The 23003-nt window shown below is 70.9% G+C and carries 22 protein-coding genes; 9 read left to right on the top strand and 13 right to left on the bottom strand.

The window, feature by feature from the left end; translation table 11 throughout:
- Window positions 1–2 precede the first annotated feature (2 nt).
- Window positions 3–1136 carry an alpha/beta hydrolase gene (locus ACZ4D5_RS38850; RefSeq protein ID WP_467777202.1) on the bottom strand — a complete coding sequence of 378 codons (1134 nt, stop codon included), beginning with the start codon at window positions 1134–1136 and terminating at the stop codon, window positions 3–5.
- Window positions 1137–1216: 80 nt separating this feature from the next.
- On the opposite strand from ACZ4D5_RS38850, the gene ACZ4D5_RS38845 reads away from it, so the two are divergent.
- Window positions 1217–2047, top strand: coding sequence for an alpha/beta fold hydrolase (locus ACZ4D5_RS38845; RefSeq protein WP_467777201.1), 831 nt, complete (start codon window positions 1217–1219; stop codon window positions 2045–2047).
- 74 nt (window positions 2048–2121) lie between these two features.
- Here ACZ4D5_RS38845 and ACZ4D5_RS38840 read toward each other — a convergent pair whose 3' ends face one another.
- The 4 genes from ACZ4D5_RS38840 to ACZ4D5_RS38825 form a co-directional block, all read right to left on the bottom strand.
- Window positions 2122–3105: a quinone oxidoreductase family protein gene (locus ACZ4D5_RS38840; protein WP_467777200.1), complete on the bottom strand. Its 984-nt coding sequence runs from the start codon at window positions 3103–3105 to the stop codon at window positions 2122–2124.
- Window positions 3106–3201: 96 nt separating this feature from the next.
- Entirely contained in the window at window positions 3202–5898 is a 2697-nt protein-coding gene (locus ACZ4D5_RS38835; RefSeq protein ID WP_467777199.1) for a tetratricopeptide repeat protein, read from the bottom strand.
- Window positions 5895–6317 carry a hypothetical protein gene (locus ACZ4D5_RS38830; RefSeq protein WP_467777198.1) on the bottom strand — a complete coding sequence of 141 codons (423 nt, stop codon included), beginning with the start codon at window positions 6315–6317 and terminating at the stop codon, window positions 5895–5897. Before ACZ4D5_RS38830 ends, ACZ4D5_RS38835 begins: the two co-directional genes overlap by 4 nt.
- Before the next feature lie 231 nt (window positions 6318–6548).
- A complete protein-coding gene (locus ACZ4D5_RS38825) occupies window positions 6549–7466 on the bottom strand; it encodes a trypsin-like serine peptidase (protein WP_467777197.1) in 918 nt (305 codons plus the stop codon).
- A 499-nt stretch (window positions 7467–7965) separates the two neighbouring features.
- Here ACZ4D5_RS38825 and ACZ4D5_RS38820 point away from each other — a divergent pair, with 499 nt between their 5' ends.
- Genes ACZ4D5_RS38820 through ACZ4D5_RS38805 form a run of 4 tightly spaced genes read left to right on the top strand, consistent with a single transcriptional unit; the run spans window position 7966 to window position 12491 of the window.
- Window positions 7966–9822, top strand: coding sequence for an ABC transporter ATP-binding protein (locus ACZ4D5_RS38820; RefSeq protein ID WP_467777196.1), 1857 nt, complete (start codon window positions 7966–7968; stop codon window positions 9820–9822).
- On the top strand, window positions 9822–11642 hold the full coding sequence (locus ACZ4D5_RS38815) for an ABC transporter ATP-binding protein (RefSeq protein WP_467777195.1): 1821 nt from the start codon (window positions 9822–9824) through the stop codon (window positions 11640–11642). The genes ACZ4D5_RS38820 and ACZ4D5_RS38815 overlap by 1 nt, the downstream gene beginning before the upstream one ends.
- The gene (locus tag ACZ4D5_RS38810) at window positions 11623–12255 is read left to right on the top strand and encodes an AMP-binding protein (RefSeq protein ID WP_467777194.1); all 633 of its coding nucleotides are present in this window, start codon (window positions 11623–11625) and stop codon (window positions 12253–12255) included. The genes ACZ4D5_RS38815 and ACZ4D5_RS38810 overlap by 20 nt, the downstream gene beginning before the upstream one ends.
- Window positions 12225–12491 (top strand): hypothetical protein, encoded by a 267-nt coding sequence (locus tag ACZ4D5_RS38805; RefSeq protein ID WP_467777193.1) that lies wholly within the window; start codon window positions 12225–12227, stop codon window positions 12489–12491. Before ACZ4D5_RS38810 ends, ACZ4D5_RS38805 begins: the two co-directional genes overlap by 31 nt.
- Here ACZ4D5_RS38805 and ACZ4D5_RS38800 read toward each other — a convergent pair whose 3' ends face one another.
- The 3 genes from ACZ4D5_RS38800 to ACZ4D5_RS38790 form a co-directional block, all read right to left on the bottom strand.
- Window positions 12492–12884 (bottom strand): hypothetical protein, encoded by a 393-nt coding sequence (locus tag ACZ4D5_RS38800; RefSeq protein ID WP_467777192.1) that lies wholly within the window; start codon window positions 12882–12884, stop codon window positions 12492–12494.
- A gap of 157 nt (window positions 12885–13041) precedes the next feature.
- Complete coding sequence (locus tag ACZ4D5_RS38795; protein ID WP_467777191.1) at window positions 13042–14223, bottom strand: serine hydrolase domain-containing protein; 1182 nt, start codon at window positions 14221–14223, stop codon at window positions 13042–13044.
- A gap of 221 nt (window positions 14224–14444) precedes the next feature.
- Entirely contained in the window at window positions 14445–14714 is a 270-nt protein-coding gene (locus ACZ4D5_RS38790; RefSeq protein ID WP_467777280.1) for a DUF1905 domain-containing protein, read from the bottom strand.
- Window positions 14715–15137: 423 nt separating this feature from the next.
- Here ACZ4D5_RS38790 and ACZ4D5_RS38785 point away from each other — a divergent pair, with 423 nt between their 5' ends.
- Entirely contained in the window at window positions 15138–15932 is a 795-nt protein-coding gene (locus tag ACZ4D5_RS38785) for a hypothetical protein (protein WP_467777190.1), read from the top strand.
- A 133-nt stretch (window positions 15933–16065) separates the two neighbouring features.
- On the opposite strand, the gene ACZ4D5_RS38780 is transcribed toward ACZ4D5_RS38785, so the two are convergent.
- The 3 genes from ACZ4D5_RS38780 to ACZ4D5_RS38770 all read right to left on the bottom strand — a co-directional run bounded on the left by ACZ4D5_RS38780 (window position 16066) and on the right by ACZ4D5_RS38770 (window position 18863).
- Window positions 16066–16506 carry a VOC family protein gene (locus tag ACZ4D5_RS38780; protein ID WP_467777189.1) on the bottom strand — a complete coding sequence of 147 codons (441 nt, stop codon included), beginning with the start codon at window positions 16504–16506 and terminating at the stop codon, window positions 16066–16068.
- 243 nt (window positions 16507–16749) lie between these two features.
- Complete coding sequence (locus ACZ4D5_RS38775; RefSeq protein WP_467777188.1) at window positions 16750–17970, bottom strand: alpha/beta hydrolase family protein; 1221 nt, start codon at window positions 17968–17970, stop codon at window positions 16750–16752.
- 203 nt (window positions 17971–18173) lie between these two features.
- Window positions 18174–18863 (bottom strand): hypothetical protein, encoded by a 690-nt coding sequence (locus ACZ4D5_RS38770; RefSeq protein WP_467777187.1) that lies wholly within the window; start codon window positions 18861–18863, stop codon window positions 18174–18176.
- A gap of 139 nt (window positions 18864–19002) precedes the next feature.
- Here ACZ4D5_RS38770 and ACZ4D5_RS38765 point away from each other — a divergent pair, with 139 nt between their 5' ends.
- Window positions 19003–19575, top strand: coding sequence for an ArsR/SmtB family transcription factor (locus ACZ4D5_RS38765; protein WP_467777186.1), 573 nt, complete (start codon window positions 19003–19005; stop codon window positions 19573–19575).
- A gap of 301 nt (window positions 19576–19876) precedes the next feature.
- On the opposite strand, the gene ACZ4D5_RS38760 is transcribed toward ACZ4D5_RS38765, so the two are convergent.
- A complete protein-coding gene (locus tag ACZ4D5_RS38760; protein ID WP_467777185.1) occupies window positions 19877–20851 on the bottom strand; it encodes an AraC family transcriptional regulator in 975 nt (324 codons plus the stop codon).
- Between the two features lie 351 nt (window positions 20852–21202).
- Here ACZ4D5_RS38760 and ACZ4D5_RS38755 point away from each other — a divergent pair, with 351 nt between their 5' ends.
- Entirely contained in the window at window positions 21203–21622 is a 420-nt protein-coding gene (locus ACZ4D5_RS38755) for a hypothetical protein (protein ID WP_467777184.1), read from the top strand.
- Window positions 21623–21756: 134 nt separating this feature from the next.
- Here the strand turns inward: ACZ4D5_RS38755 and ACZ4D5_RS38750 are convergent, their stop codons facing one another.
- Complete coding sequence (locus ACZ4D5_RS38750) at window positions 21757–22248, bottom strand: peptidylprolyl isomerase (RefSeq protein WP_467777183.1); 492 nt, start codon at window positions 22246–22248, stop codon at window positions 21757–21759.
- A gap of 203 nt (window positions 22249–22451) precedes the next feature.
- Between ACZ4D5_RS38750 and ACZ4D5_RS38745 the strand changes: the two genes are divergently transcribed.
- Entirely contained in the window at window positions 22452–22808 is a 357-nt protein-coding gene (locus ACZ4D5_RS38745; protein ID WP_467777182.1) for a hypothetical protein, read from the top strand.
- Window positions 22809–23003 lie beyond the last annotated feature (195 nt).

Raw genomic sequence — 23003 nt, 5'->3', positions numbered from 1 at the left:
CGTCAGGGTTCCTGCCGCCAACCGGTGCTGTCCGGGCACGCCGTGGAAGAGGTCCCGTACGCGAAGCGAAGGAAGTGCTTCAGCGCGGGCGTGAAGGTGTCGAAGTCGTGCCCGCCGGGGCCCGAGCAGTACCGGTGGGGGACGCCCTTCTGCTTGAGCGTCGCATGGAACGCGTTGTTCCAGGCGTACGGATCCTCGCCCCTCCCCGCGTAGAGCGCCAGCCTGCCCCCGTACGACTGGTACGTGGCAGGGCTGTTCTCCGCGACCTGGGCGGGGTTGAAGGCGGGCCAGGTGGACTGCGGCCCGAAGACGAGCTCGGTGCGCTGCAGCGCATTGGGGTTACCGGGGAACAGGTACTTCCAGTAGTTCCCCGCGTCGCTCCCGGAGCCGTGCCACCAGAAGCGGGCTCCATAGGTGGTGGTGCCGTTGTTGACGATCTGCTGGTGGTCGGGGCGGCGAAGGTCGGAACCACCGGAGAACGCGCCAACGGCACTGAAGAGGCCGGGGTGTTGGGCGGCGTACTTCAGCGCGCCGTACCCACCCATGGACACGCCTGCCACGGCCCGCTGCCCGGAGGTGGCGAAGTGCGCGTCGATCCACGGCACCAGCTGCTTGATGTGGAAGGTCTCCCAGAGCGGGGCGACATTGCCGTAGGTGTGTCCGTGCCAGTCGGAGTAGAAGCCGACCTTGCCCCCTTCGGGCATCACCACGATCCCCTTGAACCCGGCCTCGGCCACGCTCTGGGTGATGTTGCCGCCGCCGCTCGACCACTGTTCGTAGTCCGCGGCACCGCCGTGCAGCAGATACAGCACGGGGTAGCGGGCCGACGGGTCGTAGCCCGCGGGCAGATGGACGCGCACCCGCACCGGTTTCCGCACCGGGTCGATCTGCGGCGCTCCGGGTCCACGCGGAGTGAACAGCGCGCCACTGGTGAACTCCGCCTCACAGAGCAGCCCGTCGGGCGACGCCTTCCAGTACCGCATGTCCAGCCCGTTCGAGTCCCCCGCCCCGATGTCCGGACAGCCGACGGCCACGGAGGCTGCGGCGACGGCGGGAACGGGCGCCCCCACAAGTCCCGCGCCGACTACCAGAGTTGCCGCTGCCAGCCAGGCCTTGACGGATCTGGACCACTGCATGGTCCCCCCCCATTGCTTCGACGACTCATTCGACGGCCACCGGTATAACACGGGCTTTCCGAGGTTTGTACGGTGACGTCATGCCGACCGGATCCGCCTCCGACCCCGCCCTCACCCATCCCGTACGTACGCACCTCACCACTCCCGACGGCAGGCGCCTCTCGTACCTCGACTTCGGGCCCGGCGGAGGGCGACCGCTGCTCGCCCTGCACGGGCATCTCGGGGAAGGTGCCGAATTCACGGCGCTCGCCGCCGCGTTGGGGCGCGACGGGTGGCGGGTCATCGCGCCTGATCAGCGAGGGCACGGGGACTCCGACCGGGCGGCGCGGTACGACCGGGACGGGTACGTCGGCGATCTGCGTCTCCTGCTCGCCCACATCGGTGTCGGCCGGCGCGCCGTCCCCGTCGTCGGGCACTCCCTCGGCGCCATCAACGGCTACCACCTGGCCGCCGACCGGCCCGGCGCCGTCGGCGTCCTGGTCAACATCGACGGTCCCGCGTACCTGCCCCGCGTCGACCCCGCCCCGCTGTCCTTCCTCCTCGGCCTGCCGTACACCGCCCCCACCCGCGAGGAACTCCTCGCCGCCTGCGGCCCCTTGGCGCCCCTGCTGGCAGGCGGCATCCGGCCGCACCCCGACGGTCGGCGTCTCGGGTGCCATCCCGCGGACATGGTCGACTCGGACACCCGCGTGCTCGGCGACCACTGGCCGCAGTGGCTGGGCACCGACTGCCCCGCGCTGCTCCTGCACGGCACCGCCAGCACCGTGCTGCCCACCGCCCAGGCCCGCGAGATGGCCGCCCGCCGCGCTTGCACGACGCTGGTCGAGCTGGACGCCGACCACTGGGTTCATCTGCGGCGGCCCGAGGAGACGGCGGCGGCGATCCGACGGTTCCTTGCTGTCAGTGCGTGAGCCGGGGTTCCGTACGGGAGTCAGGGATCCGTACGGGAGTCAGGGATCCGTACGGGAGCCGGGGCCCCGTCGGGTCACGGCGCGGCGACGTCGAGCACCAGCTTGCCCGTTGTCTTCGCCGCCTCGATCCGGCGATGCGCTTCGGCCGCTCGCTCCAGGGGCAACGCCTCCACTTGCACCCGCAGTTCACCCTTGCCCACGGCCTCGACAGCGCGGCGCAGCGCCCGCCCCGCCTCCGCGGGATACTCGCCGGCGAAGGCGGCCAGGTTGAAGCCGGAGACCGTTCTGTTGGTGAACCACAGCTCGTTGGCGGGGATGCCGACGTCCTCGGCGCCCGAGGCGTTGCCCATGACCACCAGGCGGCCCATGGGGGCCAGCAGGTCGAGACCGGCTCTGCGGGCCTGGCCCCCGACCATGTCGACCACGACGTCGAACTCACCCACGTCAGCCACCCGCTCGCGCAGGATCACCTCGTCGTACCCGAAGGTCTTGGCGGCATCGATCTTGTCGGCTCCGCCCACCGCACCGACGACGTAACCCGCGCCCAACAGGCGCGCGACCTGGCCGAGTTGGCTGCCCACGCCGCCCGCCGCGGCGTGCACCAGGACGCTCTCGCCGGGGGCGAGGCGAGCCACCCGGTCGAGCACCAGGAAGGCGGTCGTGCTGTTGGACGGCAGGGCCGCGGCCGTGTCCATGCCGATGGACAGGCCGTCCAGCGGTGCGACCAGGTCGGCCGAGGTGACGGCCACCTCGGCGTAGCCGCCGGAGTCCACGACCGTCAGGGCCGCGACCGGCTGCCCGGGCCGCAGGCCCTCCACGCCCTCGCCGACGGTACGGACGCGCCCGGCGACCTCGATCCCGGGCACGAAGGGCAACGGCACGTCGACCACGCCGCGCCGGTGGAGGATCTCGGCGAAGTTCGCCCCCGCGTAGGCGACGTCGACGGAGACCTGGCCCGGGCCGGGGGCCGGGATCGGCACGGCGTCGAGCCGCAGCACCTCGGCGCCGCCGAACTCGGGAATGGTCACGGCCTTCATGTACGGGTCGTTGCTGTGCATGGCGACGATCCTGCGGCGTCACCGGCGGCCCGGGCAGTGCCCACTCATCCTGGGTGTGCCACCACCAGGCTGAGCCGCACTGCTCGTCGCCCGCCCTCAGCCGGGCTTCTCCGTGGCGTCGGCCGTGGCGGCCCCGATGCGGTTGTAGATCCGCGCCGCCCGCCTCAAGTCGGTCATCGCCGCCTCCAGATCCCCCATGAGGACCTGGCTGCGCGCCGCTCCCTCCAGCGCGGTGGCCTCGTCGAGCGGGCTGCCCGCCCTGCGGGCGAGTTCGAGGGCCCTGCGGTGGGCCGCGAGGCCCTCGCCCGCGCTCGCCGCGGCGGTACGGAGAGCGCCCAGGCTGTTCCAGACCTCGGCCTCGCCCTGGGGATCTCCGACGCTCTGGAAGATGTCGAGGGCCTGTTCGTAGAGGTCGGCCGCGATGCCGTACTCACCGGCGGCGAAGTGGGTGCGCCCCAGGTCGTGGAGGGCGTTGCACCGCCCGTGGGGGTAGCCGATCTCCTCGAACAGGGCCAGCGCGCGCCGGTGGAGTTCCGCGGCGGTCGCGTGGTCGCCGGTCGCGTACCGCACGCGCCCGAGGTTGTTCAGGCCGTTGGCCCGGCCGTGCCGGTCCCCCAGCTCCTCGAACAGCTCCAGCGCGCGCTCGTGCAGTGAGGCCGCATCGGCGTACTCACCCATCACGTACCGCACGCGCCCGAGGTTGTTCAGGCCGTTGGCCTGGCCGTGCCGGTCCCCCAGCTCCTCGAAGAGCGCGAGCGCCCGCTCGTGCAGGGACGTGGCCAGGGTGTACTCCCCCGTCACGAAGCGCACACGCCCCAGGTCCTGAAGGGCGTTGGCCTGGCCGTGGCGGTCACCGAGGTCCTCGAACAACTCAAGTGCGCGCTCGTGGAAGGCGGTTGCCGCCACGTAGTCGCCCGTCATGTAGCGGACGAAGCCGAGGTTCAGCTGGGTGCTGCTCTGGCCTCGCCGGTCGCCGAGCGCGTCGAAGAGCGCGAGGGCGCGTTCGCTGAAGTCGGCCGACGCGGCGTAGTCCGCCGTCATGAACCTGACGCGGCCGAGGCCGTGCAGGGCGTTGGCCTGGCCGCGCCGGTCGCCGAGGTCCTCGAACAGCTCAAGTGCGCGCTCGTGGAAGGCGGTTGCCGCCACGTAGTCGTCGGCGATGGCGCGGACGCGGCCCAGGCTGTGGAGCACCTTGGCCTGCCCGGGGCGGTCGTCGACCTCCTCGAACAGCGCGAGCGCGCGTTCGTGGAAGTCGGTCGCCACCGCGAAGTCGCCCGTCACGTACCGCACGAAGCCGAGTTCGTCGAGGGCGTGCGCCTCCCCGGGCAGGTCCCCGTTCAGCCGGGCCGCCTCGACGGCCCGTTCGTGCAGCGCCACCGCCTGCGGCCAAGGGCCTTCACGGAGCAGGAAGGGAGCCATCGCGGCGGTGAGGCCGACGACCTGTTCGGGCCTTCCGTGGTCCGCCGCGTGATCGAGGCAGGCCAGGACGTTGGCCCGCTCCGTGCGCAGCCAGGTGAGCGCCTTGTGCGCGCTCGGCAGCTCGGGGGTGCCCGGGCCGCGCGCCGAGATGACCTCCTCGGCCGACTCGACGGTCCGCTGGTAGTACGCGACGAGGCGCGCGACGGCCGCGTTCCGGTCGGCGGCGGCGTCCTCAGAGGCACAGCGGCTGGCGGCGAACTCGCGCAGCAGGCCGTGGAGGCTGTACCGGCGGGGAGCTATCTCCTCCAGCAGATGGTCGGTGTACAGCGCTTCGAGGCCGTCGCGCGCCTGGGCGTCGGTGATGCCGTCGAGGGCGGACGCGGCGCGGGCGTCGATGTCCGGTCCCGGATGCAGGCCGAGGCGGCGGAACAGCCGCCGCCTGGCCGGGGGCAGATCCCGGTAGGAGAGCGTGAAGGCCGCGTCGACGGCACGCTTGCCCGCGACCAGGTGCGGCAGCCGGTCCGCGGTGGCCGTGAACTCGGCCGCGAGGTCGTCCAGGGTCCAGGTGGGGCGGTGGGAGAGCCGCCCCGCGAGCAGCACGATCGCCAGGGGCAGACAGCCGCAGAGCTCCACGATGGTGTCGACGACCCCGGTCTCGGCGGTGGGTTCGGCGCCGGCCGCGCCGTGCGCGGTGCGGTGCGCGAGGCGGCTGAACAGCGTCCTCGCCTCGTCGCGGGAGAGCGTCTTGAGGGACCAGGGCTTGCCTCCGTCGAGGGCGACCAGCCTGCTGCGGCTGGTCACCAGGGCGAGGCAGCCCGTTCCGCCGGGCAGCAGCGGCTCGATCTGGTCGGTGTCCGCGGCGTCGTCCAGGACGAGCAGGACGCGGCGCCCCGCCAACCGGTCGCGCCACAGCCCGCTTCGCCCGTCCAAGGAGGCGGGCAGGCCGCGGGGGTCGATGCCCAGGCCTGCCAGCAGAGTGGCGAGTACGTCCAGCGGGTCGGCGGCCGCCTGTTCCGGTGCGTGGGCACGCAGGTCGACGAAGAACTGCCCGTCGGGGAACTGGTGGGCGAGCAGGTGCGCCGCCCGCGTGACGAAGGCCGTCTTGCCGACGCCCGCCATTCCGTCGACGGTGTGGATCCTGGCCCCGCCCGACGCGGTGGCCCCCAGCAGTTGCCCCAACTCCTCGTCGCGACCGGTGAAGTAGAGCGCGTCCCTGCGCAGTCCGTGGATGACGGAGGGGCGCACCGGGGCCGCCACCTCGTGCACGTGCGTGGTCCTGTGGACGTCGCGGCCCGCCTGGTTGGTCTCCCCCGCGCCCTCGGTCGTCGCCCGCTGCCGCACCGCGGGCGGCGGCGGATCGCCGGCACCGGTCATGGAGAGCCGGGAGGGGTGTAGTGCGCGTCCCGCCCCGCCTGGATGCTGACGCCGCCGGACACCGTGGCGCGCTGTTCGACGGAGCGCGCGGGGGCGGGTCCGGCCTCGTCGAGCGCGGGGCCGAGGTGGTGGTCGAGCAGATACCGGAGCTCCGCGGTCAACCCGGCGTCCTGGCCGACCAGTTGGTGCAGCCGCATGCGCCAGAGCGCGACGAGGGCCGCTTCGACGTCCTCGTCGCCCCGGCTGCGGGCGTCCAGCACCTGCCCTCTGAGTTCGTCGAGCCCCGTGGCGACGGATTCGGCCTCGTCGGGACGCGGGCGGCGCCACAGCGCGACCACCGCGTCGCGGATCCGCCCCCAGGCGTCCGTGGCCATCGCCCCCACCAGAGCGGTACCCGCCGCCACCGTCACCGGATCCATCTCCCACCCCCAGCGGAGCAGCCTCGCTTCCCACTGTAGAAGGCCGGGGTCGGGCAGGGGAGGAAGACGGGCAGATGGGGACGGGGAACGCGGCCAACTCACCACCTCGACGAACCACCACCTCGCGGCCAACCATCACCTCGACGAACCACCACGTCGGCGAACCAGCACCGCGGCCAACCACCACCGCGGCGATACGCCGTACCGGACGGCTCGCCGTGAGGCCGAGCGTCAGGCTCGCTGGGCCCGGTCGTACACCTTCTCGGCCGTGGCCTTGAAGACCTCTCCGTACATCTTGGTCGGCTCAAGGGAGTCCAGCGCGCTGTTGACCGAGACCAGTACGCCCTTGCCGGTGGTGGCGTCGAAGTCGGCGAGCCACGGGCCGCCGCTGGAGCCGCCGCTCATGTCGCAGGGGATGGCCTGGGTGCCGTCCTCCTTCTTCGCCGTGCCGACGCAGCGCAGAAGCTCCTCGCCGCGCTGCGGCCGGGTGGCGGAGTAGCCGAAGGAGGAGACGGTGCCGCCGACGGGCCGGTTGAAGGCGATGTCCGTGCCGCCCACGACGTCGGTGAGCTTCTTGCCGCTCTTGTCGGCGTCGACGGTCAGCGCGGACATGTCGTTGACCGAGTCGGTCTCCCAGGTGCGCGGGGTCGCGGCCTGGCGGACCGCGAACGCGCCGTACGGCGCCTTCCCCTTGTGGTAGGCGGGGACGAAGACCATCGAGATGTTGGTGTTGTACGGGGACGACCCCCGGCGCACGCAGTGCGCCGCGGTCATCACGGTGGAGCGGTTGCCGCTCTTGACGGCGGTGGCCGTGCACCAGGTGTCGGCGCCGCTCGCGTTGACGAAGAAGAGCCGCCCCACGGTCTTCAGCGAAGTACCCCGCCACGGCTTGGCCTTCGGGCCGGTCGGGCCGAGGTCGACGGACTTGCCCACGGCCGTCATACGGGCGGGCGTCCAGTAGGCGAGGGCTTCCTTGCGCTCGGCGGAGGTGTACTTCAGGACGGAGACCGGGTCGGCGGCGGCACGGGCCTCGCCTGCCGCGGCCGTCACCGCGACCTGGGCGGTGAGGGCGAGGGCCATCCCGGCCACGGCGAGTCCCGTGACACGGCCGTGCGAACGCCGGGTCACGGAAGCGGTTGTCTCAGTCATGGTCGATGTCTCCTCGGTAACAGCACGCAACGGGCGGGGATTTCGGCCCCGCACCGCAAGAGAGGGCAACCGCGGGTTCGGTTGGCGCTGTCGACGTTCTGTGACACATCGCGGCGCGCCACGAGGGCGGCGGTGACCACCGCGGCCGTTCGTCGGGACGGCCCCGGAATGCCGCGGCAGGACCGCCTCCCCCGGAGACTCAATTTTCAACCCCAAGCTTTTTCGCCGCCTTGGTTGTTTTCGCCACTCAGGGCAGGCTTTCGTTTTCAGGCGAAAACAAGTAGCTTCCATGCCACGGCACGCCCCAAGTCCCTTTGCGTACCGGGTAAACCCGCGGAGGCGTCCGCGGGCTAAGAGCAATTTCAGCGGCACCCTTTTCCCGCAGCGCCGCACACCCAGAAATTCGACAAGCGGCGACCGAAATCCGTGCGTCGTTTTTTTCGAACCGACGACTCGACGACTCAATGACTCGACGAACCGGCGAGGAGAAGAAGGGCCGATGACCACAGACACAGGCGCTCAGGGCAGCGTGCCCCGCTGGCTGCTCGCGCAGATGCGGCCCTTCAGGCCGCACATCGCCCTGTTCCTGCTGGGCAGCCTGACCTGGCAGGCCCTGACCGCGGCGATCCCCCTGGTCACCGGTCTCGCCTTCGACGCCGTCCTCGACCAGGACGACGGCGCGCCCGACTTCAGTGCCTTCCACACCGTCGTCGCCGGACTCCTCGCGCTCGTGGTCGTCCGTGCGCTGGGCGGCATCATGTCCACCTACTGCCTGGAGTCCTTCGCCAGCGGCCTCGAACGCGACGCGCGCGCCCAGGTCTTCGCCGGTCTGCTCCGCAAGAGCCAGGGCTACTTCAACCGGCGGCGGGTCGGCGACCTCTCCGCCCGCGCCACCGGCGACACGGGGGCGCTGAACCTGATGGTGTCGCCCGGCTTCGACCTGGCCGTCGACCTCGCGCTGAACATCCTGATGCCGATCGTCTTCATCGCCCTGGTGGATCCGCGGCTGCTGCTGTCCCCCGGCATCTTCGTCCTGCTGTTCGCCGTGGCCCTCGCCGAGCACGGGCGGCGCCTCGAACCCGTGTCGGACCTCGCGCGGGAACGCTTCGGCGCCATGACGGCCCAGGCCTCGGAGAGCATCGCCGGGATCGAGGTGGTGGGGTCGACCGGCGGAGCCGACCAGGAACGTGCCCGGTTCGCCGAACTGGCCGCGGCCTGCCGGGACGCCTCCGTACGCCAGGTCCGCACGCAGGCACTCACTTTTCCCCCGCTGCTGCTGTCCCTCGCCACCGTCGGCGCTCTGGTGCACTCCGTGCTCCTGCTGCGCGCGGGTTCCCTGAGCATCGGCGAACTCGTCGCCGTACTGGGGCTGATGGGAACTCTCAGGGCCCCCACCCAGCTGGCGTCCTTCAGTCTCGGGCTCATCCACCTCGGCATGGCGGGGGCACAGCGCATCAAGGAGGTCGTCGACGATCCCGAGGGCGAGGACGAGCTCAGTGGTCACCACGTCGCGCCCGTCATCGGCGAAGTCGCCATGGAGAACGTCACGTTCGGCTACGAACCGGGCAGGCCGGTGCTGCGTGACGTGTCGTTCCGCGTGGCCCCCGGCACCACCGTGGCCGTCGTCGGCGCCACGGGCAGCGGCAAGACCACCCTGCTCCATCTGCTGAACCGCACCCACACGCCGGACGAGGGGCGCGTCCTGATCGACGGCGTCGCCACCACCGACTGGGACATCGGGTCGCTGCGCTCGCGGGTCTCACTCATCGAGCAGGACGCGGTGCTGTTCTCCCGCACCCTCGCGGAGAACATCGGCATCGGCTCGGACCACGCCGCCGACCGCGCCCGCATCGAAGCGGCGGCCCGGATCGCCCAGGCGCACGACTTCATCATGGCGACCGACAACGGCTACGACACCGTCGTCGCCGAACGCGGCGTCACGCTCTCCGGCGGTCAGCGCCAACGCGTCGCGATCGCCCGCGCGTTGGTCGCCGATCCCCGGATCCTCGCCGTGGACGACGCGACCAGCGCCGTCGACAGCGCCACCGAGTACGAGGTGCGGCGCGCCATGCGACAGGCCTCGGCCGGACGCACCACGTTCCTGGTCACCCCGAGGCTCTCCCACATCCGCACCGCCGACCACATCCTCGTCCTGGACGCCGGCCGGATCGTCGACCAGGGCAGCCACGATCAGCTCCTGCGGGGCTGTCCCCTCTACCGCCGGATCTTCGCGCCCTACCTGGGCGAGCCGGCGGCCGCCGGTCCCAACTCCGCGGGCGCCGAGCAGGAGAACCCTGATGGCACGTCCGGAGGAGGAGAACCACTGATGGCACGCCCGAAGGAAGAGAACCGCTGATGGCGCATCTACTGGAGGGCATCGAGCCGGCCGCCCACGACCGCCGCTACGGCGACCGCGAGCTGGCCCACCGTATCGCTCCGTACTTCCGCGGCAGGGGCGGGGCGGTGGCCTTCGTGACCATCGCCGTGATCGTCGCCGCGACGGCGGGCAGCGCCGTACCCCTGTTGCTGGCCAGGACCGTGGACTCGGCCCTGGCGGACGACGGCGGCGGCACCTTGGCCCTGCTCGTCACGGCCGTCCTCGGCGCGGGCATCGCCGCCTGGCTGCTGACGCTTCTTCAGGAGCGCGCCACCGGAACGCTGGCCGGTGATGTGGGGCTCGCACTCAGGGAGCAGGCGTTCGCCGCGGCCCTGCGCCAGGACATGGCGTTCCACGACGTCCACCCCAGCGGTGCGGTGGTCAGCCGCGTCACCAACGACACGCAGGCGCTGGCGACCCTGATCAGCCTGGTGCTCGGCCTGCTCGGCCAGGTACTGATGATCGTGGTCCTGTTGACCGCCCTCTTCCTGATCAATGTGCCGCTGGCCCTGGTGACGGCTCTGGTGGCCGCGGTCGTCGTCGCCGTCAGCCTCGCCTTCCGGCGCGCGGCGCGCAGTGCTTCGCTGCGGCAGCAGCAGGCGCTCGCCGAGGTCGACGGGTACGTCCAGGAGACGCTGCGGGGCATCGCCGTGGCCCGCAACCACGGCCACCAGAAGGCTGCGCTGGCCGGGCTGCATGAGGTCAACCACCGTTGGTTCCGGGCCAGTTTGCGGCTCAACCGACTGTTCAGCGGGATCTTTCCGCTGCTGATCTCCCTCACGGGCCTCGGCACGGTCGCCGTGGTCCTGGTGGGCGGGCACGGCGTCGACGCGGGCTCCGTGTCGGCGGGCGAGTGGGTGCTCTTCCTGGAGGCCCTCGCGCTGTTCTGGTCGCCGCTGACCGGCATCGCCTCCTTCTGGAGCCAGCTCCAGCAGGGGCTGGCCGCGGGAGAGCGGGTCTTCGCGCTCGTCGACCGCGAGTCGACGGTGCGTCAGCGCGACCGGATCCCCGTGCCACGGTTGCGCGGCCACATCGCCCTGCGCGACGTCCACTTCGGATACGACGCCGATCACCCCGTACTCAAGGGCGTGAGCCTCACCGTCCCCGCGGGCCGCACCGTGGCGCTGGTCGGCCGCACCGGGGCCGGCAAGTCCAGCGTGGCGCGGCTGATCATGCGCGCGTACGAGTTCCAGAAGGGGAGCATCGAAGTCGACGGCCTGGACGTGCGGACCGTGGACCTGGAGCGGTACCGGCGCTGTCTCGGCGTGGTGACGCAGACGCCGTTCCTCTTCTCCGGGACGGTGGCGGACAACATCGCCCGTGGCCGACCGGGTGCCGGGCGGGACGAGGTCGAGGCCGCCGCGCGCGCGGTCGCGGGCGGCGACTGGCTGGAGCAGCTCGCGCAGGGCCTCGACACCCCCACCGACGAGGGAGGGCGCAACCTCTCCACCGGCCAGCGGCAGATCGTCGCCCTTGCCCGGGTCTTCCTCCAGGACGCCCCCGTGCTGATCCTCGACGAAGCGACCGCCGGCATCGACCCTCTGACGGAGGCCCAGATCCAGGAGGGCATCGAGGCACTCGCCGCGGACCGCACGGCCGTCGTCGTCGCCCACCGCCTGTCCACCGTCCGCAGGGCGGACACGATCGTCGTCGTCGACGACGGCCGGATCATCGAGCAGGGCGACCACGCGACCCTGCTGGCCCGCGACGGAGCGTACCGCCGCCTCTACGACCGCTGCTTCCGGCACCAACAGCCGGACGACGACCCCGCCGCGGACCATGAAGGCTCCCGACGATGACGGCGACGCAGGCCATGAGCTGAGCCATGTGGTCGACCGCTGCCAACTGGGCGTCGGCGCCCGCCTTTCGCAGACCTTCGAGCCGACCTTCGACCTGTCGCTCTTCGACCTCTTCGGCGCCTGGGGCTCCGGCGCGACGGTGGCCGTCCCCGGCTCCGACGACCTGCTCGCCCCGGACCGCTTCGTGGCCCGCGAGCGGCTGACCCACTGGTTCTCCGTGCCGTCGGTGACCGCCATCGCGCGACGGCTGCGCGGCCTCGCCCCCGACAGCATGCCGTCGCTGCGCTGGAGCCTGTTCCGCGGCGAGCCGCTCCCCGTCGCCCGGGCCCGCGCCTGGCAGCGGGCGGCGCCGCACAGTGTCATCGAGAACCTCCACGGCCCCACCGAACTCACGCGGACGAGGGCGAGCTGTTCGTCCGCGGCGTCCAGTGCCTTCCCGGCTGTCTGGCCCCGCGGGACGACGTCGGCCGCTTCGTCCGCCACGAGCACGGCCGCACCGGCGTCTTCGAGTCGCCCCACCCCCCTCCGGACGAGCTGTGGTACCGCATCGGCGACCTGGCCCGCCGGACCGAGAACGGCCTGGTGCATCTGGGCGGGCTCGACCACCAGGTGAGGATCCGCGGCCAACCGGTCGAACTCGGCGAGATCGAGGCGGCGTTGCGTGCGATCCCCGGAGTGCAGGAGGCCATGGCGCTGGCGCACACCGTCAGCGGCCTGACCTCGGGCCTGGCCCCTGACCTCCTGCGCGGCACCGCGCGCACCCACATCGACGGGTTCGTCGAGGGGACCCTCACCGCTCCCGGCACGTCATGCAGGGCAGGACAGGGCAGGACAGGACAGGACAACTGATCACACCCCGCCGAACCGTACGAAGCCGGTGAAGCGTGGCGAGAACGAGGGCGTGAGCTGATCGCGCAGCGCCTCCCGGATCCCTGCGGCCACATCCTCGTCCGGCTCACCGAACACCTCGAAGTGCTCCACCGTGCAGTGCTCCATCACGTCCTGGATGTACGGATCCGACAGCTTCCAGTGTTCGCGGACGGAGTCCGAGTCCCGGTAGAGCTGGAAGCTGTGCGCGAGGAGCCGCTCCTCGTCGACGAAGACCTCCACCATGAGCTGGGGCCCGTGCTGTTCGACGAAGTTCACCGCCCGGTCTATGGCACTGCGGAATCCCTCCAGGTGCCCTTCAGTGATGCGCATGGTGTTACGGAAGAGGAGAAAGTTGCTGTCTGGTGTGTTCATGGCTCGACTCTCACACCTCAACCGCACTTCACATCAAGCCTTTTGCTCAGATTCAGAGGCAGGTGAACCCGGCACCCCTGACTGACCGGCCACCTGACCGCCCGGCCGCCTGACCGCCCGGCCGCCTGGCCACGCCCGACGCGCCGGACAATCGGCCTCAGCCGATGACAGCCTGCATCTCCCGCTGGATGATCTCCTGGAACGGCACGTCGTCGTAGTTGCCGAGGATGACACCGACCCAACCGGTGTCGGGGTAGATGTTCCAACTGGCGAAGCTGCCGGGGTTGACGCCGGCGCGCCCGTTCACCCACTGCCCGCCGACCAGGCTCACCGGCATCATGTACGTCGCGAACGACGCGTCGGCGGGGGCGCCCCGGCCGTGCCGCAGGCCGCCGCCCTGCGGGGCAAGGGGGAACTTCGCCCCGGTGAACAGCTCGGCGTAGGGCCGGTCCAGGACCGTGCCGTCGCCCAGCGCGTGCGCGAACCGGACCAGATCCGGCGCGGTGGCGAAGCCGCCGTCCCCGGGAAAATCGATGAAGCTGCGGGCCGGGTTCTTGCCCAGTTGGTACGGGTCCGGGCTGCCCTTGTCCAGGTTGCGGACGGCGTCCACCCGGCTGCCGTCGGCCTGCCGCATGTACGAGTGCGCGATGTGCGGGTCGGTGAGCCACTGCGGTCTGGTGTAGAACGCCGTGCCGGTCATGCCGCACCGCTTGAAGATGTGTTCCTCGACGTAGTCCCAGTACGTCGTGCCGGTCACGGCCTCCACGACCAGCGCGGGGATGGCGACCTCGGCACCGGCGTGGTCGGTGGGGGTGCCGGGCGGGGCCACCGGCTTCGCCTCCCGGGCCCACCGCTCGTAGAACTCGCGCACCTCCTCCCGACTCCGGAAGACGCGTTGCAGGTCCTCCTCCGGCGTGTTCAGCCCGGAGGTGCCGGAGAGCAGATGGTGGAGGGTCACCTTCTCGGCGATCTCCTTGGCAAAGCCCTTCAGATACGTGCCCACCGTGTCCGAAAGCCTCAACTCGCCCCGCTGCGCCAGCTGCAGGACGGCCACCGCGCCGAACGGCTTGCCCGCCGAGGAGAGGTTGAACGCGGTGCCCTCGTGGTTGCGGATCCCCTTCTCCTTGTCGGCCATGCCATAGCTGCGCGACAGCACCGTCCGGCCCCGGTGCGACAGCAGCACGACACCGGAGAACTTGTCCTCGGCGGCCAGCTTCGCCACGTACCGGTCGTAGGCCCCGCCGGGGCGAGCATCCGGCGGGACGGCGCGGGAATCAGCCGGGTCCGGGGCGGCGTGACCGGGGTGGGCGCCCACCAACTGGCCACCGGCCGCCGCCACTCCGGCAACCGTCAGCCCGCCCCACCCGAGCAACCGCCGCCGTCCAACGCCACGTACGGAACTCGAGTCCATGATCACGCCCCTCCCCGGTCGACGGCCACCGCATGTACGCGGTGGCCCGTGCCTCCACTCAAGACGGCGGACCGTTGCGGTGACGTATGCGCTTTTCGATACGCCCGCGATACACCCCGGGCCGGTCTCTTCGGCGAACACTCCGAACGTCAGGCGTCCAGCCGCTCCTCCAGGCGGACGGTCACGGTGTCCCCTTCCTTCTTGCCGATCGCCTTGCGCACTTCCGCCTTCACCGGCAGCTTGTGCGTGCCGTCTCCCAGAGCCATGAACGAACTCTGGAACGGATGACCGTCGATCGTGCCCCGGACCTTCACCAGGCCGCGGGTGCCGAAGAACTCGGCCGACTCGGGCCACACGACGTAGGTCCAGCCGCCCTTGTTCGGGCTTTTCCGCAAGGTCGCGGTGAACTGCTTGTCCATATCCGATACCGCCTGTTCAGGAATTTTCGACGAGAACGAGGTCGTTGCCGTCCGGGTCACGCATCCGTGAATCCCGGCCTTTCCCCGGAATTCACCAGGTAAGACGGAGGCGGGCAAGGAAACTCATCGCTCGCCGCGAAGATCGACCGGGCGGGGCCGCTCATCATGCTCGTCGACGGGGCGAACGTCGCCTGACGGGGTCCGGCTGATCACCCGCTTGGTACCGACGCGGACGCGGTATCGTTCCCGGGCCGCGAAGTCCTCCGGTCCCCGCACCGTCGGGTGCCCGATCCGATTTCGGCGCAGAGGTGGCGCCGGCCTTCAGGCCCGGCTGAGCCGCCACGGAGGCAGCTCCGGGGAAACGTGAACCGTCATACCGGACGGTATTGACGCCCCCTCCGCCAGCCGCACACGATGACCTGCATGCGTTTCCTGCGCCGCGTCCGCCACGATCTCAGCCGGGGCGAGAACCTGGAGATCTATACGACGGCCCTGCTCTCCGTGACCTTGGCGGTACTCGGAGCTCTCGACATCGCCGACGGCAAAGTGCTGGCCGCGGCCACGCTCGCCACCCTGGCCCTGCTCGCCGGCGGGCTGCTCGGCAGCCGCAGGCAGGTGTCGGAGTTGGCGGCGCAGGTCCGCTCCCGCATGGCGGGAGAGGTCTCGGCGGAGGACTTCCTGTCCCACGACAAGCCTGACCTCATCGAGCAGGTACGGGGCGCGCAGGACATCAGGGTCGTGGGGGTCACGCTGTCGCGGACCCTGCGGAACCTGGTCGATGAGTTGCAGCGCCGTGCCGCCGCGGGAGCGACCGTCAAGGTGGCGCTGATCGACGCGACCACCTCCGCCCCGGCGGAGGCAGCTCGTCGCAGCACCCTCTGCGACCGGCCGACCGTCTTCGAGAATCGGCTGCGCCCGTCCGTCGACCTGCTTCGAGAGCTGGTGGAGGCCCCCGGGGCGGACGGAAGGGTCGCCGTTCGCTTCCTGCCGTTCGTCCCTGCCTTCGGCCTCGTACTGCTTGATCCGCAACGGCCCCACGGACGTATCCACGTCGACATCTACTCCCACAGCTCTGCTTCCGGAGACGCCGTGTTCACGGTGCTGCCAGACCGTGACGGCCACTGGTACCAGCACTTTCAGAACGAGTTCGATCGCATCTGGGAATTCGGACGGCCGGCTGACGCCTCGGACGGCTTTCCGCCGACTCCACCCGCGTGAACGTTTCAAGGCGCCGGGTGATCGAGCGGACGAGCCCCGCCGGGTCACCGGCCCCCTTCTCCAGAAGTGAGGCCGCCACCGTGGGCATCGACGTGCAGGTGGCGACTGGCTCGGCTCCTCCTTCTCGGCCTTCTCAGCGCAGTTGCTCGGCCAGTCCGACGATGATGCCCTCGGGGCCGCGGACATAGCAGAGCAGGTGGCTGTCCTCGAACCGGGCGATCTCACCCACGAGTTCGGCGCCGTGAGGGCGCAGGCGGGCGACGGTGTCCTCGAGGTCGTCGACGGCGAACATGACGCGGTGCGTGCCCAGAATGTTGTGCGGCCGGTCGCGCGGCCCGGCACTGATCGCTGCGGGGCTGCGGTACGTGGACAGCTCGATCCGGCTGTGCCCGTCCGGGGTCCGGATCATCGCGATGTCACAGTGGACGCCGTCGAGTCCGGTGCACTGGTCGGCGACGAGACCCTGGACCTCCGCCCTGCCCTCCAGCTCCATGCCGAGTTCCACGAAGAACGCGATGGCGGCATCCATGTCCTCGACGACGATGCCGACGTTGTCCATCCGCTGAATCGCCATGCTGGTCGCTCCTTCTCCCTTGTACGGCCGGTGGTGGCCGCCGTACGGCCGGTGGTGGCCGCTGATGTCCCTGGGACGGAGCCCGCGGCACGTTCTCGACATCCACACACCGTCAGAACTCCGAAGGATCAGGCTCGCACCTCGACGTCGCCGCCACAGCCCCTTCGCGTCGTCGCCCTGCTCCCTCAAGGGTCCGAGAGGGACCGCGGTGCCGCGGTTCCGGATACTCAGGGAGGAACATCGCTAGGGGAGGAACATCACCGCCGGGAAGGCTGGGGACGGCCCGTCGAGCAGGTGCCCCCGACGGTGGCGCAGGTGCTCGTCGAAGAACGCGAGCGGGTACGCCTGCTGGATCTTCACCGCCTGGTCGGGATCGAGGGTGCCGATCACATCCTCGAGCTGCTGTCTGCTCCATCCGAGCAGCTTCGCCACCTGTGGGAACAGCGCCTCATTGTCGCCGTACGAGATGTGGACGGCACCCCTGGCGTGGATGTTCAGCCGCGGGCCCCGCAGGTGCGACCAGAATGCGGCGACCTCGGGATGCGTGGCCTGGGTGAACTCGGCGGACATCATCATGAACGGCCGGTCCACGTCTCCGGCCAGCGGCGGCTTCATCTGCATCGGGCCGTCGAGGCTCAGCCCGGCCCGGATGCGCTCGTCCGCGAGCATGGCGCAGGCGGTGGCCGTCCCGCCCTTCGACCAGCCGAACGCACCCATGCGCCGCGGGTCGAGCGAGCCGAGCAGCCCGGTCGGCAGCTCCTTGCGGTCGACGTCGGGATTGCACCCGGCGGCGAGCCGCTCGACGCAGTCGAGGACGAACCGCAGGTCGGCGGCGAAGTCTCCGGGCAGCGTCGGCGCCTGCTCGTCGTCGATCGGGACGGCGATCCGGCCGTCGGGGAACTCGCTGTACGTGTCGTACTGGTGGGCCACCGTCACTGCCGCGTATCCGTGGCTGGCGAGCTCCTGGACCATGACGGTGTGGTCGCCCTGGTGGCTGTGCGCGCCGTGCGAGAAGACGACCACGGGCAGCCGTCGGCCCGATCGCCGCACCGGAGCGCCCACGTGGCCGGCAGAGAGCGGACCCCGGGCGGCCAGATCGCTCAACCCGGCGTCGGCGAGGAAGGCCCGAAGCGCCCCGGCCGGCATCCAGGGCGCCACGGGATACCGCTGGACGTCCCGCGCGGGGTACCAGACGGTGGCCATCAGCTCGCGGAAGTGCCCGGGGCCCGCGATGCCGTCCGGACGCGACCGGTCGACGAGGTGCAGTTGGACCGTGCCCACCGGGTGCGGACCGGTCGGCGCGGGCAGCATGAGCCGCGTCGCGTCCGAACCGGCCGCGTCCGGTTCGGCCCGCGCGGGGCCGGCAACGGCGGCAAGCGGCACGGCGGCCCCCGCGGCCAGCGCGGCTCCCAACACGCTGCGGCGCGTCGTGCCCTTCCGGCGGGTGAACGGTGTGGTGGTCATGAGGCCTCCCGTGCCGACGGGTCGTCAAGCGTGCCGCGACGGCCTGTCCGTGGGCACACGGGAACGCTGTCACGTGCTCCTCCCGCACAGCATTGGCCCACCGTTCGATTTCTCGCGAAGGCATTGGCCCACGGGTTTACGCCCTGGGGCTCATGCGGTCGGCGGCGCTTCACCGGACCCAACCGACCGACAGGGATGGGCAATTACCCACCCGAACCAGTCGGCGTGTAGGGCCGGATGGCCACCGTGACATCCATGTCGAAGGTGTTCGCCCCCGCCGTGGACGGCAGGCCCAGGGCCCGGTCGAGCGCGCGGCCCAGGGGGCCACAGCCACTGGTGCGCGGGGCGGCGAACTCCGCGTCCTGAGCCCCGAAGGCGACAACCAAGGGGTCCTTGGATATCACCCGGGTGGGATCGGTGTCCTTGAGCACCAGGTGGACCGCGTCCTCATCGCCGCCCACCGAGCAACGCGACAACGGCGGAGCCGGCAGCCCGCGCGGCGGACCTATGGCGAACTTGATGTCGAACTCTCCACGACGGGTGTCGTCGGACAGGAAGTCCGAGTATCCGCCGTACTGCGGGGTCAGGATCAACGGGGTGCCTCCCACCCGGATCGGCGCGGCGGTCATCTCCCCGAAGACCTGGCGGAATTCACCGTCCACACGGCCTTCCGCGAAGGAGATCTTCATCGGTTCGGTGAGCGGCTCGTCGACGGCCCCCATACGCAGATGCCCCGTGGCATGCATGACCTCGCAGCGCCAGGTCCCGGGGTCCGCGCCCGTCGGCAGCTCATCGGCGGTCGGGCAGGCGGAGAAGTCGAACTCCGGAAGACCCGCGGCCCGTTCACCTGCCTGCGCGGGCGCGGCGCCCAGGGCGGATCCGGCAAGCAGCACCCCCGCGGCAGCACTTGTGATGCGGCGAACTGCTCGGCTCGAGAACACTCGGTTCGGCGTCATGCGTCAAGCATTGCAGACCTTCCTCTGCAGAGAAAGGTCTGCAGAGGAATCGCTGCCACTTCGATAGACTGCCGCCATGACACAAGAGCGGAGAGCGGAAGCCGCGGGGCGGCGCACGGTCGACAGTCCCGAGGTGCTCAAGGCCCTCTCGCACCCCCTGCGCCTGCGCATCCTGCGCCACCTCGGCGCGGCGGGCCCGGCCACCTCGACCACCCTGGCCGCCGCCCTCGGCGAGAACACCGGGACACTCAGCTATCACCTGCGCATGCTGGAGCGCAGCGGCCTCATCGAGGACATCCCCGAGCGCTCCACCGGGCGTGAGCGCTGGTGGCGCGGGGTGCGCGGCCTCGACATCCGCAGACCGCCCCAGGGTGAACTGACGGAGGCCGAGCGCGCCCTGTCGGCCGAGCTGGACCGGATGAGGATGGAGGAGGACGTCGAACTCGCCCGGCAGTTCACCGCGGGGCAGGCGGAGTCCGAAGGCTGGATGCGGGGTTCACGCAGCCTCACCCACCTCACGAAGGGTGAGCTGGACGCGTTCCATGACGACTATCTGGCCCTGCTCGCGCGCTATGCCCGTGGGCCCGAGGATGCCCCCGCCGACGCACGCCCCGTACTCCTCCGCTGGTTCGGCCTGCCCGCCGACTGACCGGAGGCGGCCCGACGAACTGCCTGATCGACCAGGCACACAGGCATACGCCGGGTGCCGCGTCTCACCGGGTGAACCCACCCCCACCAGAACCTCAGAGGGGGCTCGTCGGCCGCGCCCGGTCCCGGATGCGTTCCCGCCGGGTACTCCGGGCAGGGTCCAGGACAGCAGGGGCGACTGGCGACTGGAGCCTGTCCGTCCGACGGTTCCTGCCGGGGGCGCGGGTTCTGGCACGCACGTCTGCGGACGCACATCCGCGGCGTTGTCGTCCCTGGCCTGCGAAGAAGAGGACCTGCCGAGATCAACCGGCCTGGCCCGTCGGACGGACTCCGGGCAGGGCAGGGTCGTCGCGGTGGGCGCTGGGGCTCACGCCGCGTATGCGTTTGAACGCGGTGCTGAAGCCGAACGCGTCCGCGTACCCCACCCGGCGGGCCACGGCGGCGACCGTCGCACCCGGTTCCAGGAGGAGGTCGGCGGCAAGGGCCATGCGCCACTCGGTGAGATAGGCGAGCGGCGACTGGCCCAGGACGGCGCGGAACCGGGTGACGAGCGTCGTCCGTGAGGTCCGCACAGTCGCCGCCAGGGAAGCGAGCGTCCAAGGGTGGGCCGGATCGGCGTGCAGCGCGCGCAGTGCCGGGCCCGCGATGTCGTCGCCCAACGCCCGGTACCAGTCCGGCTGCTGGTTGCCCGGCTGCTCGAACCAGACGCGCAGCAGGGCGACGAGCAGCCAGTCCAGGAAGCGGTCGGTGACGACCTGCACGCCGGGCAGTTTGAGGGCGCGGCTGAACTCCTTCTCGATGTACGCCCGTAGGTGGAAGGAGTCCTCGCAGTCCGGCACGAGGGCGACCGGCGGCAGCGCGCGGATGAGGCGCTGCGATAGGACGCCTCGGGCGCGATACGCACCGGCGGCGAACAGGGCGGCCGCGTCGGCGGTGGCGGGAGTGGCATCGCGCACGGCGGAGAGGCGCTGCAGCGGGGCGTGGGTGGCGAAGTCCCGTACGACATCGGGCGAATGGCCGCTCTGCCCGTCGGGAGCGTCCGTGCAGAGGAAGGGCTCGGGGCCGCGGACGACGGCCGATACGCCGGGCTCGACCGGGATGGGGCGGCCGTCCGGGAGGCCGGGGCGACTGATCCAGAGGCGGCCGCGGACGGGCAGGACGAGAGTGAGGGCGGCTCCATGGGGGAAGCGCATCGCCCACGGCGGTGACAGCTCGGAGCAGCCGAAGACGGCGCCCTCTGCTCGGAGGCCGCGGAGCATGTCGTCGAACGGGTCCATATCGCAAGGCTAGGGCGCCCGTTGGGGCGATAGGTCTCGTTCACGGGCGGATCAGGGATACCTCGGGGTCCTTCTCAGGGGTGGCTGGGGGGCTCGGGAGCTCGGGAGCTCGGGGCATTTCAGCGGCGGAGCCGGTCCGGTCCATGGGACATGCATGGCGTTCCGTCACCCATGTCCCAGCGCCTGGGCCCCGGCTTGACTCAGGGGCATGAAGAACACGAACGCCGGACCATCCGCCCCCAGCTGCAAGCACGTTCACGTAGAGCCGGTCACGGGAGCGTGGTCGTGATGGCGGTCGCTTCCGTACACAGGACCGATACGTCCCCGCGGGCACGCCGGTCCGTGGCCGCCATGAGCGCGGGTGTGCTGCTGAGCATCGGGGCGATGGCGGTGCTGACCGTGGTCCTGCTGCTCACGGACGTCCTGCCGGACCACATCAGGGACGCGTACCCCGACTACACACCGGCCCAGGTGAGTTCGGGCCGTACGACCCTGGCGGCGTACCTGTACGTCAACTGGGCCCTGTGGGCCTCGCTGTGGATGTGGACGGTACGCCTCGTCCGCGGCGGCTCCCGGCGCGCGCGGGCCGCCGTGCTGACCGTGTTCTTCTGCGAGACCGCGGTCGCACTCACGAACCTGCTGGTCAAGGACGGTTCCGGAGTCAGGGCCTTTCCGCTGCTGCTCGGGGTGGTGGGCCTGCTGCCCTGCCTCGCGGGCGCGACGGCGGCGGTGCTGACGTGGCGGCTCAGGGCCGGGAGCAGGCCTTCTTGACCACGTGTCTGCGCAGGGGCGTCCGCGCGTCCCCCGACGGACGGATCACCCACCGCACCCGTACTGCGGGAGCAACCCGCGGGCCGCTGAGCCTGTGGCGGGAACAGGCCAGCGAACCCGCGGGGCAGCGGACGTCAGGCCACGGTGCCGCTTTCCTTGATGACGACCTCGGTGCTCAGAGCACCGCTGCGGGAGCCGAGCCCCTCGATCTGCTTGACGAGCTCCTCGCCCTCGACGACCTCGCCGAAGACGACGTGCTTGCCGTCCAGCCAGGGCGTGACGACGGTCGTCACGAAGAACTGGGAGCCGTTGGTGTTCGGGCCACGGTTGGCCATCGACAGCAGGAACGGCCGGTCGTGCTTGAGGGAGAAGTTCTCGTCGGCGAAGGTGGCGCCGAAGATGCTCTTGCCACCGATGCCGGTGCCGTGCGTGAAGTCGCCGCCCTGGAGCATGAAGTCCGGGATGACGCGGTGGAAGGCCGAACCGGCGTAGCCGTAGCCGTGCTGGCCGGTGGCGAGCTCGCGGAAGTTGCGCGCGGTCTCGGGAACGACGTCGTCGAAAAGCCGGAAGACGATGCGTCCGGCGTCCTTGCCGTCGATGGTGATATCGAAAAAGACGTTCTGCATGACCCCATTCTGACCGACCCCGCTTCGTCGCCCGATCCCACCCCACCGGAGAGGCCTCCGAGCCGGACCCTCCCGCCCCGCCTCCACCACCACGGCCGGTCTGCGGCCGGGTGGGTCGCCCGTATCCACGCGCAGAATCTCTGGATCCGCTCAGCTGTTGAGGTACAGCATCTTGACTCCTCGCAAGCCCTTAGGCTGGCTTGGTGGTGGACAAGGACAGCCAGGATTTCCGCGAGGTACTCGTCGTGCTGCGTGCCGATGCCGGGCCGGCCGAACGTACCGCGCTGGCGGCACGCCATACCGTCGTCCAGGAGCTGCCACCGCGCCTGATGCTGTTGGAATCGGGCGACGGGCTGGAGGGGCTGCCTTATGTTGCCGGCGTGTTCGCACAGGGCCTTCCGCCGGCGGAGACACTTGCGGAACTCGGCGCCGAAGAGCGGCTGTTCGTCACCGCGTGGGCGGAGCGAGGCGTCCGGAAGTCCCGCCCCGGCGAGGGGCGGGACTGGGATGCCACTGGCTTCGAGCCGCCGGATGCGCCGGATCTCACTGGGCCCCGCTGACCATCGGACTCACAGGACTCGGAGCGGTCCATTCCATTGGAAGCCAGGGCCTGAGTCCCGTCAGAAGACGTACAGGTGACCGCCGGCCGTCGCCGCCAGCTCCAGATTGCCCGGCGACCCGAAATTGCTCTGGATCAACGACACACCATCAACTCGACCCAACCGCTGCCCGATCACCCCACTGCTCGACCACGG

It is taken from the genome of Streptomyces sp. NPDC025651, from assembly GCF_055558735.1.
This window is presented reverse-complemented; position numbering and strand designations above follow the sequence as displayed.

Excerpts from the sequence above, each read along its gene's own strand:
- ACZ4D5_RS38750 (WP_467777183.1), bottom strand. The coding sequence starts at position 22,248 with ATGCAGAACGTCTTTTTCGATATCACCATCGACGGCAAGGACGCCGGA.
- ACZ4D5_RS38785 (WP_467777190.1), top strand. The coding sequence starts at position 15,138 with ATGCGTTTCCTGCGCCGCGTCCGCCACGATCTCAGCCGGGGCGAGAAC.
- ACZ4D5_RS38850 (WP_467777202.1), bottom strand. The coding sequence starts at position 1,136 with ATGCAGTGGTCCAGATCCGTCAAGGCCTGGCTGGCAGCGGCAACTCTG.
- ACZ4D5_RS38765 (WP_467777186.1), top strand. The coding sequence starts at position 19,003 with ATGACACAAGAGCGGAGAGCGGAAGCCGCGGGGCGGCGCACGGTCGAC.
- ACZ4D5_RS38790 (WP_467777280.1), bottom strand. The coding sequence starts at position 14,714 with ATGGACAAGCAGTTCACCGCGACCTTGCGGAAAAGCCCGAACAAGGGC.
- ACZ4D5_RS38835 (WP_467777199.1), bottom strand. The coding sequence starts at position 5,898 with ATGACCGGTGCCGGCGATCCGCCGCCGCCCGCGGTGCGGCAGCGGGCG.
- ACZ4D5_RS38800 (WP_467777192.1), bottom strand. The coding sequence starts at position 12,884 with ATGAACACACCAGACAGCAACTTTCTCCTCTTCCGTAACACCATGCGC.
- ACZ4D5_RS38815 (WP_467777195.1), top strand. The coding sequence starts at position 9,822 with ATGGCGCATCTACTGGAGGGCATCGAGCCGGCCGCCCACGACCGCCGC.
- ACZ4D5_RS38760 (WP_467777185.1), bottom strand. The coding sequence starts at position 20,851 with ATGGACCCGTTCGACGACATGCTCCGCGGCCTCCGAGCAGAGGGCGCC.
- ACZ4D5_RS38825 (WP_467777197.1), bottom strand. The coding sequence starts at position 7,466 with ATGACTGAGACAACCGCTTCCGTGACCCGGCGTTCGCACGGCCGTGTC.
- ACZ4D5_RS38810 (WP_467777194.1), top strand. The coding sequence starts at position 11,623 with ATGAAGGCTCCCGACGATGACGGCGACGCAGGCCATGAGCTGAGCCAT.
- ACZ4D5_RS38775 (WP_467777188.1), bottom strand. The coding sequence starts at position 17,970 with ATGACCACCACACCGTTCACCCGCCGGAAGGGCACGACGCGCCGCAGC.
- ACZ4D5_RS38830 (WP_467777198.1), bottom strand. The coding sequence starts at position 6,317 with ATGGATCCGGTGACGGTGGCGGCGGGTACCGCTCTGGTGGGGGCGATG.
- ACZ4D5_RS38820 (WP_467777196.1), top strand. The coding sequence starts at position 7,966 with ATGACCACAGACACAGGCGCTCAGGGCAGCGTGCCCCGCTGGCTGCTC.
- ACZ4D5_RS38780 (WP_467777189.1), bottom strand. The coding sequence starts at position 16,506 with ATGGCGATTCAGCGGATGGACAACGTCGGCATCGTCGTCGAGGACATG.
- ACZ4D5_RS38755 (WP_467777184.1), top strand. The coding sequence starts at position 21,203 with ATGAGCGCGGGTGTGCTGCTGAGCATCGGGGCGATGGCGGTGCTGACC.
- ACZ4D5_RS38845 (WP_467777201.1), top strand. The coding sequence starts at position 1,217 with ATGCCGACCGGATCCGCCTCCGACCCCGCCCTCACCCATCCCGTACGT.
- ACZ4D5_RS38840 (WP_467777200.1), bottom strand. The coding sequence starts at position 3,105 with ATGCACAGCAACGACCCGTACATGAAGGCCGTGACCATTCCCGAGTTC.